Below are 13,804 nucleotides of genomic sequence, written 5' to 3'. Positions count from 1 at the left end.
GACTACAAAATTTCAGAGCCACTATAGTTTTTTCTATAGTGGCTCTGTTATATTAAACCCGAGGCTTTCTTAAATTTAAACCTATGTTATGCCAAATACTGCTAGACATTAAAAAAAACAGAATGTCATGTAGTTGTATTGAACATTTGTTTAAATTTTTTTAAATACAAAAAATTATGTATTTATTTTAGTACAACTGCAGGTTTAGCGTTTTGCAAGGAGATAAACATGCTGATTTTGACCCGACGTGTCGGTGAAACATTAATGATTGGGGATCAAGTAAGCGTTACTGTGCTTGGTGTCAAAGGCAACCAAGTTCGTATTGGTGTCAATGCTCCCAAAGAAGTATCTGTACATCGTGAAGAGATCTATCAACGCATTCAGCATGAACGTGCTATGCATGAGCACCTTCAACATCTGGATCAGGATTACCAACCTGCTTATGAAGATGATGGTGCACAGCAGAACAACTACAACCGTTAAGGTTGAAGTTTTCTGACATAAAGCGGCTCGATCAGCCGCTTTAAATTTTTATGGCATCTTTTTTTGCTCAAGTGCCTCGATCACTTTCTTTACAGGTCCAAAACTACGGCGGTGTTCATCAATCACCCCATGTTCAGCAATCGCTTCAAAATGTGCCTTAGTTGGATAACCTTTGTGTTTGGCAAAACCAAACTGTGGATACTTGCAATCCAATTCAATCATTTGATGGTCACGTGTCACCTTCGCCAGAATACTCGCTGCTGAAATTTCAGCATGTAAAGCATCCCCTCCAATGATTGCTTCACAACTCATGCTCAAGCCTTGTGGGATTTTATTACCATCAACCAAGACATGGTCAGGTTGCACTGCCAGCTTCTCCACTGCACGGCGCATCGCAAGTAATGAAGCTTGTAGAATATTGATTTCATCAATTTCAGCGGCACTTGCTTCTGCAATTGCCCAAGCCAGTGCTTTTTCCTGAATTTCAACGAAGAGTTTCTCTCGTTTTTTTTCAGTCAATTTTTTAGAGTCATTTAAGCCCTGTATGGGATTATTCGGATCTAATATCACAGCAGCTGCAACGACCGAACCCACTAAAGGGCCACGCCCTGCTTCATCTGCACCAGCAATTTGCATATTCTACTCTCATAAAAAATGGCTGATAACAGCCACTCTCAATATTAATAACAATTTCTTGCGTCTAGTTTAACACTTCAGATGCACAGGTGGCGGTAGTTTTAGTTGTTGCTAAAGCGGTATAGGTCGCCTTTGCTTTAGGATCAATCGCGGCCAAGGCCAGTTGCTCTTTGGACAAGACCTTTGGTGAGTTCTCACCTACACAGTTACATACTTCACGTTTTTTCTTTTGTTTTTGATCGTCAGAAAACAACTTACTCGTCATAAGCCAAGTTGGATTATTTTCAATTTCATCCATACATTTTGCATGAGACGCCATTTTAATGACAGAAAAACCATCTGAGTTTGAACTCGATAATGGATTCAACACACAAGCAGTCAGCAAAACAGAGCTGAATAAACCCATGATTAATTTATTATTTTTCATACATATATACCTTTTTTTATTGATCAAATAATGCTTCAATTTTTATTATTCAGTTCAGTATAAAAGATAAATAAATAAAAGTACAAAAGATTGATCAAGAAGTTCGAATTCATCTCACCTCTTGACCCGCCACTCAGTGATTAATTGACCGCTTCAGCCACACATGCATTGATGGTCTTCGTCACAGCATTGCTAATAATTGTTGTACGGGCTGCTGGATCAATCGCTGCCGTTGCAACATCAACTGCTGTAATATTTTGTGGAGCTTTATCACTCACGCAACCACAAATTTCAGTTTGGATATCGGCTTTTTGATCTACTGTCATAAGCTTAGTCGCAGTTTTCCATGCGGGTAAATTATTCAGCTCAGTGGTGCATTTTGCATTAATGGCAATTTTGAGCGCCGCAGTACCTAACTGTTGAGTTGTGGTTTCAGCCGTTGACGGAGTACCTGTCGTGGTACATGCTGAGAGAACCAAAGCCAAAGGGGCTAACATTGCGACACATTTTTTCACTGATTTATCCTTTTCTTGCAGTTAAAATTCTGCGTATTGTGCCGAAGATTCTCGCATTTCGGAAATACTATTTCGTAAATGCACCGATCATACTTAATCCATTGCATAATTTTAGATCATTCGCACCACTCATCTAAACAGCGTTGCAGAATTTCAACGCTATGTTGCATCTCGTATATTTTTGCAATATCTATAGTTATATAAAATAGCGCAACATAAAAATGGATGTGAATCTAATGAACACAGTAAATACCCATTACACGCGTACCGCTCAAGTTCTACATTGGCTGATGGCAATTATCTTTATTGCCGCATGGCTGATTGGGTTTTATAGCGGAAATTTCTTAAGTTATGATGTGGATGGTAGCTTTAAGGGAGATGTCATCACCCTGCATAAAAATATTGCAACCACGATCATTTTTCTGGTGGTGATTCGTATCTTCTGGCGCTATACCCACCCTGCGCCTAAACTGCCTGATAGTATGTCCCCGCTAATGCAAAAACTGGCACACCTCGGTCATTTGGCTTTATATTTCATTTTGTTGGCTTTACCTATTACAGGCTGTTTATTTAGCTGGAGTGCTGGGCATCCTGCACCTGTTTTGTACTTATTTGAAATACCACGTTTAGTACAAGACAACCCTGAATTACTCGCAATCGTAAAACCATTACATGTCTGGATTTCATGGGCAGCTGGATTGCTGTTGGCAGGTCATATTGCAGCAGCGCTAAAACACCACTTTATAGATAAAGATAACGTATTAAACAGCATGACCAAACAAGCAAAGTAATACCAAGTTGAATCAACCTAAAAGCATCAATCTGTTGCTTTTAGGACTTCATCCACCACGCATCCTTTAAGCGTATTCAATACGCCCTGTTGTACTACCTGTTTTTTGACTTGCTCATCAACCACTGCATGTAATAAGGTTGTTGCGGGAATATCCTTTAATGCATTTTCACCCACGCAGCCACAGATTTGTGTTTGGAGTTGATTCTTTTTTTCTTCACCAATCAATGCTGTACTGACTTTCCATAAGCGTGTCGACTCCAACTCTACACCGCACTGATATACCACCACTGGCTTTAATAACTTTTGAGTTAACCCTGTATCTGTTTTAAGTAAATAAACTGCAAAAAGTGCAAAAATAACCACAAGCAATGCAATGATTTTTTTCATATCGACCTCACATAAAAAAGACAGAGCGAACTCTGTCTTTAAAGCAACATTAGATTAAGCAATGGCTGCAATTTCAGCCGCCCATTTTTGCTTCTCTTCTGTCGAAATAAACGATGCTTCAAAAGAGTTCAGCGCTAATTGTTTTAGCTCAGCTGCTGTTAAGTCTAATGCATCTGTAATCGCAATAAAGTTATCATTCATATAACCACCAAAGTACGATGGGTCATCTGAATTTACTGTCACTTGCACACCTTGTTGCAATAAACGGCGGATATTGTGCTGTGCCATATCGTCAACGACACATAACTTTAAGTTGCTGAGTGGACAAACTGTCAGTGGCATTTTCTCTGCAATCAAACGCTGCATTAATACAGGATCTTCCTCAGAACGTACACCGTGGTCAATACGATTCACTTTAAGCAAATCTAAAGCTTCCCACACATATTCTGCTGGGCCTTCTTCACCCGCATGTGCAACCACTAAAAAACCTGCTTCACGTGCTTTAGCAAAGACACGTTCAAACTTTGCAGGAGGGTGCCCAACTTCGCTTGAGTCTAAGCCTACACCAATGATTTGATCTTTATAAGGCAATGCCTGCGCTAAAGTTTCAAATGCAGCGTCTTCACTTAAATGACGTAAGAAACACATAATCAAATGCGAACTAATGCCAAATTTTGCTTTGGCATCATCACAAGCACGTTGTAAACCATTGATCACGGTTTCAAATGCAACACCACGATCAGTGTGTGTCTGAGGGTCAAAGAACATTTCGGTATGTACTACACGGTCTTCAGCACATTTTTCAAAGTACGCCCAAGCCAAATCATAAAAGTCTTGCTCGTGAATCAGTACATTTGCACCTGCATAATAGATGTCTAAAAAGGACTGTAAGTTATGAAAGTTATAAGCCTGCTTTACTTCTTCAACCGACTTATAGGGAATGTCTATTTGGTTACGCTGTGCAATTGCAAACATGAGTTCTGGCTCAAATGTCCCTTCAATATGCACATGCAGTTCTGCTTTTGGTAAAGCACGAATGAGCTCCAATTGACTCATATCTCTTCCTCTTTAAAAAATAAAAAAGGGTGTAAACGGAGTTTACACCCTTATCAATATTTGGTGAATTAGCCACCAAACATTGCAAATTTCAGTGCCCAAAGCGCAGCAACAATCCAAACCATATACGGTACAGTTGCTGCCTTACCTGTGAACAGTTTAACCAATGCATAGCTGATAAAGCCCATTGCAATACCATCTGCAATTGAGTAAGTAAATGGCATAAAGACAATGGTTAAAAATGCAGGTACTGCTTCAGTAATATCATCCCAATCAATATGGGTAATCCCCTGAATCATCAACACACCAACAAATAACAGAGCTGGAGCGGTTGCAAAACCAGGTACAGACTGAGCTAATGGTGCCAAGAATAAACATAGAATAAAAAGCACAGCAACCACAACTGCGGTTAAGCCTGTACGCCCACCCGCAGCAACACCTGCTGAAGACTCAATATATGGCGTTGTTGAAGATGTACCTAATGCTGCACCCGCAACGATTGCAGTTGAGTCTGCAAACAAAGCCTTTTTTAAACGTGGAAGCTTGCCATCTTTCAGTAAACCTGCACGGTGTGACACACCAACCAATGTACCCGTTGAGTCAAATAAATCGACCAAGAAGAATACAAAAATAACACCCACTAAACTCGCAGTAAAAAGACCTTTGAAATCCATCTGCATGAATGTCGGAGCAATTGATGGAATCTCACCCACCACACCTTTAAATTCGCTTAAACCCAATGCAGTTGAAATAGCAGTCAAAGCTAGAATACTGATAATAATTGCACCGCGCACTTTAAAGTGATGTAGCACAACCACCATTAAGAAACCGAATAAAGCCAAAAGAACAGTTGGTTGCTTTAAGTCACCTAATCCCACCAAAGTTGCTGGATTATCGACAATAATCCCTGCATTTTTTAAAGCAATTAATGCAAGGAATAAACCAATCCCACCACCAATTGCAAGCTTAAGTGACATTGGAATTGCATTCACAATAGCTTCACGGATTTTAAACATGCTGATCGCAATGAATATAAAACCTGATACAAACACGGCTGCTAAAGCGGTCTGCCAAGGTACCCCCATACCCAAACATACCGAATAGGTAAAGTAAGCGTTTAAACCCATACCTGGTGCGAGTGCAATAGGATAATTCGCAACAATGCCCATCACTAAACAACCAATTGCGGCTGCAAGACAAGTTGCTACAAAGACAGCTCCATGATCCATCCCCGTTTCGGATAAAATCATTGGATTCACAATAATGATGTAACACATCGTTAAGAATGTGGTTACACCTGCAAGAAGCTCTGTACGAAAACTGGTTTTATTTTCACTCAGTTTGAACATACGCTCGAGCATATTTTCTGAAGATGGATTAGGAGTCGTCATGACCTAGCCCCTGTAAATAAACTTTTAAAACTGTATAACTTTTCAAAATTTGCTAGATTCAACACACTGAACATCTAATTCAATTTTTGCAAGTTAAAGCAATGGATATGCCAAATTTCCTCAACTCAGGAAAAGTTTATTTAGCCATGAATGATTTAAGTTGAAACTTACACCATATATACCTAAACAAAAAAGCCGCATAAACCGTATGCAGCTTTCAACAAAAATGTCATTTTAGAATCAAAGTCTAAAATTCAAGATATCTCGGCGCGGATTATAACACACTGATTTTTAATTGTTTTAAAATTTATTTTTGATTAAAATTCAATATGATAAGTGATTCATGCGTTTTTTATTCAATTATGAACATCAAAGTACTTTGATCGAGACCTGTTCTATTACCACTTCAGCATCACTTTGAAGTGGGCGCGTAACTTTTTCAGGGACGACCGTTACCTTTGAGATCGGACTCAAGTTTTGTACTTTAGGTTCAGCACTGTTCATGAGTTGATTCAGCTCTTGTTGCTTTTTAGTTTCAGTATCCTGAAAAACAACAAAACCAAGCAAACAAACAGCTAATACAAAAATAGGAATTAGAATCTTTTTCACGGTATTCACAATATCCATAACTGTTTTAGCATGATTACAAATCATAACAAATTACATGAGGGTCAATACACTTATCTGATAAAAAGTATATTCACACTTTATAGTTTTTTCTGATTTAATTATTTCAATAACATAAGATTAAGTGAAAGACATGCCAAGAAAATATGATCAAAGTGCTCAATTTTGTAATATTTTATATTTCAAAAAATTACAGTTGATTAACTTTTGATGAACATAATTTGGTTTCGACAAGACCTTCGCATACATGATAATGCTGCACTTTGGCATGCAAGCCAAGACGGGGCTATGCTTGCTTTAGTCATCTTATCTCCTGAACAATGGCTATTACACCATGATGCTCCTGTAAAAATAGATTTATATGTCCGACAATTGGAAGATTTGAAACAAAATCTGGCTGAGCTCAATATTCCACTGGTTATTTTAAACATTCCTCTGTGGCGCGATATCCCTGTTCAACTTTCATCCTTATGTCATGTACTTCAAGTACAACAGATCTTTGTAAATTTCGAAATGGGCTTAAATGAGCTGAAACGTGATGCTGGAATACAAAAGTGTCTCGATCAACATGCCATTACATTTACTCTATTTCAAGATCGGACGATATTTCCTTTAAACAGTATTCGTAACCAATCAGGTAAACCCTATCAAGTCTTTGGCGCTTTTAAGAAAACCTGTTATGAACGTTTAAATATTGGCTTACCTCAGTGCTACCCACTTCCTTCTGCACAGCAGCCCATACAGCTTCCTACCGATTTAAATACAAGCATTCCTCACATTGAATCACTGATTGATGCAAATACGAATGAATTAAATCAAATTAAAGCCTATTGGCCTGAAACGGAAGCCTATGCACTTTCGGTGCTCGATGATTTTATTGAGCATAAAGTTAGTGACTATCAGAAAGAAAGGAACTTCCCCTTTCTGAATAGTACGAGCCAACTTTCAACCTATTTAAATATTGGAATCCTATCTATCCGCCAGTGTCTCAATGCCCTGTTTCGTGCTCAACATGGTCAATTTATGATTGATAATACAGGCCAGCAAACGTGGTTAGATGAATTACTTTGGCGGGAGTTTTATCAACATATTCTATTTGATTTTCCGCATGTCTCTAAACATCTGCCATTTAAAGCCAACACACAGCGAATTGTTTGGCGAGATGCACCCGAGGATTTAAAAGCATGGCAACAAGGTCATACTGGTATTCCAATTGTGGATGCAGGTATGCGACAACTCCTTGCGACAGGCTGGATGCATAATCGAGTGCGGATGATTGTCGCAATGTTCTTAACGAAAAACTTGTTGATTGATTGGCGACTGGGCGAACAGTGGTTTATGCAACATTTGGCAGATGGTGACTTGGCTGCCAATAATGGTGGATGGCAGTGGTGTGCATCCACAGGCACCGATGCTGTGCCTTACTTCCGAGTCTTTAATCCTGTAAGCCAATCGCAGAAATTTGATAGTCATGGTGACTATATTCGACAGTGGTTACCAGAGCTTGCACATTTAGATGCCAAAAGCATTCATGAACCTTATGCTCGGCAGCCGAATATGGAACTAGACTATCCCAAACCAATCGTAGATTTAAAATCTAGCCGTGTGCGTGCCATCGAAGCGTTTAAAGGGCTCTAAACACTTAAAATTTGGGCTAAGTTCTGCTTAGCCTGATGCTCATAGCGCTTTTGGAAAAGTGGTGTTTGATACAGAGGCTGCATTTCTAAAAAGTGCCTTAACACCTGCTGACGTTTCTGTGCATAAAGTGAAGGCTCAACCCAAGCATATTCTTGCTGAATTTGGCGTTCATATTCAGCAAAACGAATAGGATTGCTGGCTAAAATTGCCAGATCAATATCCAGTAGATAAGCTAAATCCAAGTTAGCTGTCGGTGCATGTGATTGGGTTGCCAAAATCCATGCATAAATCGTTTCCATTTGTTCAGCAACCAGCACATTTTCAAGCACCTGCTTCATGTAATCTGCACTTTGCTGTTCATTGTCATTTGCTTGCGGATTGTAAATGACATCATGAAACCAAATCGCCAACTCAACAGATAAAGCATCTGTTAGGTGGGTTTTAATGTCATGAAAATGCTCTAAACACTCAACAATATGCTGCACCGTATGATAATGCCGTTGTGATTCACTATAGGCGCTATACAGTGCTCCATAAAGTTCTTCACAACTACTCACAGTTAAATCCAACTGGCTTGCGGTATGTGTCCAATAGTCCTGAAACTGTTTTATATACCGCACCATTGCAATGCCCTTTCGTTATGCTGCCTGTTCATCTCGTTTAAAGACCAACTCGCCTTTTAGCGAGCTATCTGCATCGAAATAATAGCCATCAGTATTAAAGGATTTTAAGCCTTCGATTTGATCAATCTGATTTTCAATCATATAGCGAGCCATCAAACCACGTGCTTTTTTGGCATAGAAACTAATGACTTTATATTTGCCATTTTTCTGATCTAAAAACACAGGTTTAATAACTTCTGCTTGGATTTTGCTTTCTTTCACAGATCTATAGTATTCATCAGAAGCAATATTCAGCAAAATTTGAGAACCAGCTTGTTCTAAATCTTGGTTGATTAAATCAGTAATGTGATTGCCCCAAAACTCATACAAATTGTGTCCGCGAGGGTTCGTAAGTTTAGTGCCCATTTCTAAACGATAAGGCATCATCAAATCCAATGGACGTAACAAACCATACAGACCCGATAACATTCTTAAATGCTGCTGCGCATATTGAATGTCATCTGCAGATAAATGATAAGCATCTAAACCTGTATAAACATCACCTTTAAAAGCAAACATGGCTTGTCGTGCATTCGCAAAGCTAAATTCTGACTGCCAATCACGAAAGCGCGCTACATTTAAAGTGGCAATTTTCTCACTCACGCTCATTAAGTTTGCAATTTCACTTGCCGACAACTTGCGACTAACTTCGATCAATTCTTGGGAATGTTGTAGCAATCTGGGTTGTGTGTACTGATCGGTAGGTAAAGCAGTTTGGTAATCTAGAGTTTTAGCGGGAGAAACAAGGGCGAGCATAGACAACCTGATTAAAAAACAATTAAACAGACTATAACAGTAGACTTATTTTATTGCCAATCTGTGTTTTTAATAAGCATAAACGGTTAAACTAGCCGATTCTCCTGTTATATGTATCTATTTTCTATGTCTGAGCAGATGTTCATTCAAGGTCCAGTTGGGCAAATTGAAGTTTTTGTAGACTATCCACAGGGTGAAGTGAAAGGATTCGCGGTAGTAACTCACCCCCATCCCCTGCAAGGTGGTACGCCTCAACACAAGGTTCCTGCTTTACTTGCACAAATGTTTTTAGAACGCGGTTGCGTTGTGTATCGCCCAAGTTTCCGTGGTTCTGGTCAAAGTGCTGGTCAGCACGACGAAGGTCACGGCGAAACGATAGACACCTTAGAAGTTATACACTACGCACGTAGCCAACACGCAGACTTACCTTTTTATGCAGGTGGTTTTAGCTTTGGTGCACATGTCATGGCAAAAAGCTACTCTATGCTTCCAGTAGATGTTCATCCTGTACAAACTATTTTATGTGGCTTACCAACGGCAACTGTAGCGGGTGTACGTCACTATGTTACCCCACACATTAAGGGTGACATCTTGTTTATTCATGGTGAAGCCGATGATGTCACATTGCTCTCCGATATGATCCAGTGGGCTAAACCACAGCGCCATTTAGTGACTGTATTACCGGGCGCAAACCATTTCTTTACAGGTTATTTAAAGCAGTTACGTATCGCGATTACACGTTTTCTGTGGATTTAATGCTTAAAGGAGTTCAAGAGAGAAATGATGATATTCTTTAGAACATTTCTTTCTTGAGTTTTCCAGCATTTCACTTCGCACTTTTCTTTGATTACACATTGAGGTATCACTTTATTTTATTGTCTTGATCTGAACAGCGCGTTTTTAATCACTTATTTCATCTTCTATGTTTTTTTGATGATCTCTTTTGAACTCCATATTGGATCGCTTCAAAACCGACACGCCCCCCACATTTAAATATCCGCGAAGCTTCAAACCGTATCATGGCACATTATGCAACTATATCTTTTTTAACTTGGTATATTCTGCATAACCTTTTTCAAATAATTAATTATACAATCAATGCCTTGGCTCGATAGAGCTACAGATTTAAATAATTTTTAAAATATTCAAGGATCTTATGAAAACAATTATTGGGGCTATTTTAGTTGCTGTAACAACTACATCCATCTGGGCTCAGGATATTACAGGAACTTGGCGCTATATCGACGATAAAACTGGAGAACCGAAAGGTCTGGTTAAAATTGAAAAGCAAGCCAATGGGACTTATGCTGGAACTGCACTGAAAGCAACTCCTCGCCCGGGTTATACAGCAAAAGAATTTTGCACCAACTGTCCAGCACCGTACACAGATAAACCGATTATTGGCATGCAAGTGATTACGGGTTTAAAAACTGACAATAATATTAATTATACGCATGGCAAAATTATTGATCCCATTTCAGGCAAACTGTATAGCCTGAAAGGAAAAATTAGCCCAAACGGCAAAAAGCTTTTTTTACGAGGGTATTTAGGGGTTTCAGCTGTGGGACGTAGCCAGACTTGGTTACGTGTGGAGTAGGTCTTATAGCACATCATGCAATAGACGCATTGACCCATTAAAATATTAAACTTGTTCTGTCCCAGAAAATGCTGAATGATAAAATATTCAGCATTTTCCTCCATTCGGCTAACTATTTTTCCACTCAAACTCAGTAAAACTTTTATCTGTTTTTAATGTATTTTCAACTGCTTGAGCAAGTTGATTCAATAAGCTACGCTCCGCAATACGGTCTACCCAGTCCTGTTCTTCATCAGGATAAGAAGCAATTTCACATACCAAGTTTCCTTCGTTGTCATGACATTGGCAAGTAATAGACAACGGCAAAGTATGGTTATCCACACTCACAGCCACCTGATCACCACTTTGTGGCAACGTTTCAAAGCCAAATTGCCCCAATTTTTGAACCAGTAACTGTTGCACCTGCTTTTGTACTACAGCATTGTCATTTAGGCTATGCGGTTGTCCATGCTGTGCCGTAAATTGTAATTTTCTCATTAATCATCCTAAAGGCTTTTTTATTATATGGGTTTAAGCATAAAGGGTAAAAACAAAACAGCCAAGCAAAAGCTTGGCTGTAATTCAACAAAGTCGTTAAGCTTTGGTCTTATTCAGTGACTTGAATCGCTAAACCGGCTTGATTGCTCAATTGAGTAAAGGTAGGGAAACTGGTTGCAACCGTTTCAGTACCTACAATTTTAATTTCACCAGAGGTCCGTAAGCCTGCCATTGAGAAGCTCATTGCAATACGGTGGTCGTGATGTGATGCAATTTCACCACCAGTGAAAATCGCGCCCCACTCACCTGATCGACCTTTACCTTCGATGATAATGCCATCGTCAGTCGGTGTACAATCAATACCCATAGTTTTTAAGCCATCTGCCATCACTTGAATACGGTCTGACTCTTTTACTCTGAGTTCAGCCGCACCCGTTAGTACGGTTTGCCCTTCTGCACAGGCAGCCGCAATAAACAATGCAGGAAATTCATCAATTGCCAGTGGCACTTGATCTTCAGGCATATGGATGCCTTTGAGTGTACGTGTACCTTGAATACGAATGTCTGCAATCGGCTCACCGCCTGCAATACGTTCATTTTCAACCGTAATGTCCGCACCCATTTGCTTCAAAATTTCGATCACACCTGTACGGGTTGGGTTAATGCCTACCGCCTCTAAAGTGACATCTGAACTTTCGGTAATCGCAGCACCCACCATAAAGAAAGCAGCCGATGAAATATCTGATGGCACTTGAATCTCTGTAGCAACGAGCTTACCACCACCTTGCAGTGAAATGCGGTTACCTTCTGTTTTCACATCATAACCAAATGCACGCAACATACGTTCAGTATGATCACGTGTAGGTTCTGGTTCTGTGACCGATGTTTCACCTGCCGCCCATAAACCTGCCAATAAAATCCCAGATTTCACCTGCGCAGATGCCATCGGCAAATCATAGTGAATGCCTTGTAAAGCTTGATTTCCAGTAATAGAAACAGGAGGTGTGCCACGTTCACCTGTGGTTTGAATCTGAGCACCCATTTCACGTAACGGTTTAGCAATACGTTCCATTGGACGCTTCGACAGTGATGCATCACCCGTCATTACAGAGTCAAATTTCTGTGCAGAGAGCATACCTGAAAGCAGACGCATCGACGTCCCTGAGTTACCCATGTAAAGCGCACTTGCTGGTGCTTTAAGGCCATTTACGCCCACACCATGAATCGTCACTTCACCATTTTTAGGACCTTCAATGCTCACGCCCATATCACGGAAAGCTTGTAAGGTCGCTAACGCATCTTCACCTTCCAAGAAGCCTGTCACATGCGTCGTTCCTTCCGCAATTGCACCAAACATGATTGAACGGTGTGACACAGATTTATCACCTGGCACGCTAAACTTACCTTGGAAACTTTTTTTACCCGGTAATATGGTGAATTGCTGTGTCGTCACTTTATTGTTCTCCATGAAAGGTTTTTGAGCAAGCATATGGTTAAAATGCTGGCGTGCTGCTTGCGCATGTCCAAGCAAGCCCATTAAAGCATGTGAATCTTCATCTTCAATGAGTTTACGAATCGTTGCCAGTTGGTTCTCAAAACCATCTACGGCATTTAAAATGGCTTTTTTATTGGCAAAAAAGATGTCATGCCACATTTGCGGATCACTTGCCGCAATTCGAGAAAAATCACGGAAGCCCCCCGCAGCATAGCGAAAAATATCTAAATTATCTTCACGGTTTGCCAGCTGTTCAACTAAGTTAAAGGCCATTAAATGTGGAAGATGACTGGTATGCGCCAAGACTTCATCATGCTTGGCCACATCCATACAAATTACTTCTGCTTTCGCAGCTTGCCACAGTTGAATCAGTTTTTCGACCGCCCAATCAGCACTGGTCGGTAGCGGCGTCAAAATCACTTTATGATTTGCAAATAAATCAACCTTACCTGCATGCACACCCGTATGTTCTGCACCCGCAATAGGATGCCCTGGTACAAAGCCAGCGGGCAATGCTTCACCATACACGGCTTTGGCTGCATCGACTACATTACCTTTGGTACTCCCCACATCGGTAATAATCGTATGTTCTTGCAAATACGGTTTAATGGTTTCCAGTACTTTTTGGGTTGCACGAACAGGTAAGGCTAAAACCACCAAATCCGCACCTTGAACTGCCTCCACAGGGTCACTATAGCCTTGTTGGATTAAGCCTAATGCTTTGGCATCCTGTAGGGTTCTCTCAGAGCGTGTTGATGCCACAATTTGCTTTGCTAAACCCTCAGCAATCATGACCCGTGCAAGACTCGAACCAATCAGTCCTAGTCCAATAAATGCAACTTTTTCAAACAGTGGCACAGACAT

General features: G+C 40.2%; 16 protein-coding genes. 5 read left to right on the top strand and 11 right to left on the bottom strand.

The genetic code is table 11. From position 1 onward, the window contains the following. Positions 1–228 precede the first annotated feature (228 nt). On the top strand, positions 229–483 hold the full coding sequence (gene csrA, locus ACE01U_RS14685; protein ID WP_086207863.1) for a carbon storage regulator CsrA: 255 nt from the start codon (positions 229–231) through the stop codon (positions 481–483). 48 nt (positions 484–531) lie between these two features. On the opposite strand, the gene rnhB is transcribed toward csrA, so the two are convergent. The 3 genes from rnhB to ACE01U_RS14670 form a co-directional block, all read right to left on the bottom strand. After that, positions 532–1,119: a ribonuclease HII gene (gene rnhB, locus ACE01U_RS14680; RefSeq protein WP_086207864.1), complete on the bottom strand. Its 588-nt coding sequence runs from the start codon at positions 1,117–1,119 to the stop codon at positions 532–534. 64 nt (positions 1,120–1,183) lie between these two features. Next, positions 1,184–1,546 carry a hypothetical protein gene (locus ACE01U_RS14675; RefSeq protein WP_395579820.1) on the bottom strand — a complete coding sequence of 121 codons (363 nt, stop codon included), beginning with the start codon at positions 1,544–1,546 and terminating at the stop codon, positions 1,184–1,186. A gap of 140 nt (positions 1,547–1,686) precedes the next feature. Continuing rightward, complete coding sequence (locus tag ACE01U_RS14670) at positions 1,687–2,061, bottom strand: hypothetical protein (RefSeq protein ID WP_086207866.1); 375 nt, start codon at positions 2,059–2,061, stop codon at positions 1,687–1,689. A 236-nt stretch (positions 2,062–2,297) separates the two neighbouring features. Between ACE01U_RS14670 and ACE01U_RS14665 the strand changes: the two genes are divergently transcribed. Next, complete coding sequence (locus ACE01U_RS14665) at positions 2,298–2,852, top strand: cytochrome b (RefSeq protein ID WP_086207867.1); 555 nt, start codon at positions 2,298–2,300, stop codon at positions 2,850–2,852. 26 nt (positions 2,853–2,878) lie between these two features. Here the strand turns inward: ACE01U_RS14665 and ACE01U_RS14660 are convergent, their stop codons facing one another. From ACE01U_RS14660 to ACE01U_RS14645, 4 genes are all read right to left on the bottom strand, one after another. Beyond that, entirely contained in the window at positions 2,879–3,241 is a 363-nt protein-coding gene (locus ACE01U_RS14660) for a hypothetical protein (RefSeq protein ID WP_110975379.1), read from the bottom strand. A gap of 54 nt (positions 3,242–3,295) precedes the next feature. Next, positions 3,296–4,297 (bottom strand): adenosine deaminase, encoded by a 1,002-nt coding sequence (locus tag ACE01U_RS14655; RefSeq protein ID WP_110975380.1) that lies wholly within the window; start codon positions 4,295–4,297, stop codon positions 3,296–3,298. 68 nt (positions 4,298–4,365) lie between these two features. After that, the gene (locus ACE01U_RS14650; protein WP_086207870.1) at positions 4,366–5,688 is read right to left on the bottom strand and encodes an NCS2 family permease; all 1,323 of its coding nucleotides are present in this window, start codon (positions 5,686–5,688) and stop codon (positions 4,366–4,368) included. A gap of 369 nt (positions 5,689–6,057) precedes the next feature. Then, positions 6,058–6,297, bottom strand: coding sequence for a hypothetical protein (locus ACE01U_RS14645; protein ID WP_228146951.1), 240 nt, complete (start codon positions 6,295–6,297; stop codon positions 6,058–6,060). 228 nt (positions 6,298–6,525) lie between these two features. On the opposite strand from ACE01U_RS14645, the gene ACE01U_RS14640 reads away from it, so the two are divergent. Beyond that, positions 6,526–7,953 carry a cryptochrome/photolyase family protein gene (locus tag ACE01U_RS14640; RefSeq protein ID WP_395579825.1) on the top strand — a complete coding sequence of 476 codons (1,428 nt, stop codon included), beginning with the start codon at positions 6,526–6,528 and terminating at the stop codon, positions 7,951–7,953. On the opposite strand, the gene ACE01U_RS14635 is transcribed toward ACE01U_RS14640, so the two are convergent. Next, positions 7,950–8,576, bottom strand: coding sequence for an HD domain-containing protein (locus tag ACE01U_RS14635; protein WP_395579819.1), 627 nt, complete (start codon positions 8,574–8,576; stop codon positions 7,950–7,952). The genes ACE01U_RS14640 and ACE01U_RS14635 overlap by 4 nt on opposite strands. A 15-nt stretch (positions 8,577–8,591) precedes the next feature. Then, positions 8,592–9,371 (bottom strand): peroxide stress protein YaaA, encoded by a 780-nt coding sequence (gene yaaA / locus ACE01U_RS14630; protein ID WP_086207874.1) that lies wholly within the window; start codon positions 9,369–9,371, stop codon positions 8,592–8,594. A 126-nt stretch (positions 9,372–9,497) separates the two neighbouring features. Here yaaA and ACE01U_RS14625 point away from each other — a divergent pair, with 126 nt between their 5' ends. Both ACE01U_RS14625 and ACE01U_RS14620 read left to right on the top strand, forming a co-directional pair. After that, positions 9,498–10,127 (top strand): alpha/beta hydrolase, encoded by a 630-nt coding sequence (locus ACE01U_RS14625; protein ID WP_110975385.1) that lies wholly within the window; start codon positions 9,498–9,500, stop codon positions 10,125–10,127. A gap of 400 nt (positions 10,128–10,527) precedes the next feature. Continuing rightward, complete coding sequence (locus ACE01U_RS14620; protein WP_395579818.1) at positions 10,528–10,968, top strand: DUF2147 domain-containing protein; 441 nt, start codon at positions 10,528–10,530, stop codon at positions 10,966–10,968. 108 nt (positions 10,969–11,076) lie between these two features. Here ACE01U_RS14620 and ACE01U_RS14615 read toward each other — a convergent pair whose 3' ends face one another. Then, entirely contained in the window at positions 11,077–11,445 is a 369-nt protein-coding gene (locus ACE01U_RS14615) for a hypothetical protein (RefSeq protein WP_395579817.1), read from the bottom strand. A 109-nt stretch (positions 11,446–11,554) separates the two neighbouring features. Continuing rightward, on the bottom strand, positions 11,555–13,804 hold the full coding sequence (locus tag ACE01U_RS14610) for a bifunctional prephenate dehydrogenase/3-phosphoshikimate 1-carboxyvinyltransferase (RefSeq protein WP_395579816.1): 2,250 nt from the start codon (positions 13,802–13,804) through the stop codon (positions 11,555–11,557).

This window comes from Acinetobacter halobius (assembly GCF_044130335.1).
GTDB lineage: Bacteria > Pseudomonadota > Gammaproteobacteria > Pseudomonadales > Moraxellaceae > Acinetobacter.
This window is presented reverse-complemented; position numbering and strand designations above follow the sequence as displayed.

Bases quoted from the DNA above. Each gene is read 5' to 3' on its own strand.
- csrA (WP_086207863.1), top strand. From the start codon at position 229: ATGCTGATTTTGACCCGACGTGTCGGTGAAACATTAATGATTGGGGAT.
- rnhB (WP_086207864.1), bottom strand. From the start codon at position 1,119: ATGCAAATTGCTGGTGCAGATGAAGCAGGGCGTGGCCCTTTAGTGGGT.
- ACE01U_RS14675 (WP_395579820.1), bottom strand. From the start codon at position 1,546: ATGAAAAATAATAAATTAATCATGGGTTTATTCAGCTCTGTTTTGCTG.
- ACE01U_RS14665 (WP_086207867.1), top strand. From the start codon at position 2,298: ATGAACACAGTAAATACCCATTACACGCGTACCGCTCAAGTTCTACAT.
- ACE01U_RS14660 (WP_110975379.1), bottom strand. From the start codon at position 3,241: ATGAAAAAAATCATTGCATTGCTTGTGGTTATTTTTGCACTTTTTGCA.
- ACE01U_RS14655 (WP_110975380.1), bottom strand. From the start codon at position 4,297: ATGAGTCAATTGGAGCTCATTCGTGCTTTACCAAAAGCAGAACTGCAT.
- ACE01U_RS14650 (WP_086207870.1), bottom strand. From the start codon at position 5,688: ATGACGACTCCTAATCCATCTTCAGAAAATATGCTCGAGCGTATGTTC.
- ACE01U_RS14640 (WP_395579825.1), top strand. From the start codon at position 6,526: ATGAACATAATTTGGTTTCGACAAGACCTTCGCATACATGATAATGCT.
- ACE01U_RS14635 (WP_395579819.1), bottom strand. From the start codon at position 8,576: ATGGTGCGGTATATAAAACAGTTTCAGGACTATTGGACACATACCGCA.
- yaaA (WP_086207874.1), bottom strand. From the start codon at position 9,371: ATGCTCGCCCTTGTTTCTCCCGCTAAAACTCTAGATTACCAAACTGCT.
- ACE01U_RS14625 (WP_110975385.1), top strand. From the start codon at position 9,498: ATGTCTGAGCAGATGTTCATTCAAGGTCCAGTTGGGCAAATTGAAGTT.
- ACE01U_RS14620 (WP_395579818.1), top strand. From the start codon at position 10,528: ATGAAAACAATTATTGGGGCTATTTTAGTTGCTGTAACAACTACATCC.
- ACE01U_RS14615 (WP_395579817.1), bottom strand. From the start codon at position 11,445: ATGAGAAAATTACAATTTACGGCACAGCATGGACAACCGCATAGCCTA.
- ACE01U_RS14610 (WP_395579816.1), bottom strand. From the start codon at position 13,804: ATGTCTGTGCCACTGTTTGAAAAAGTTGCATTTATTGGACTAGGACTG.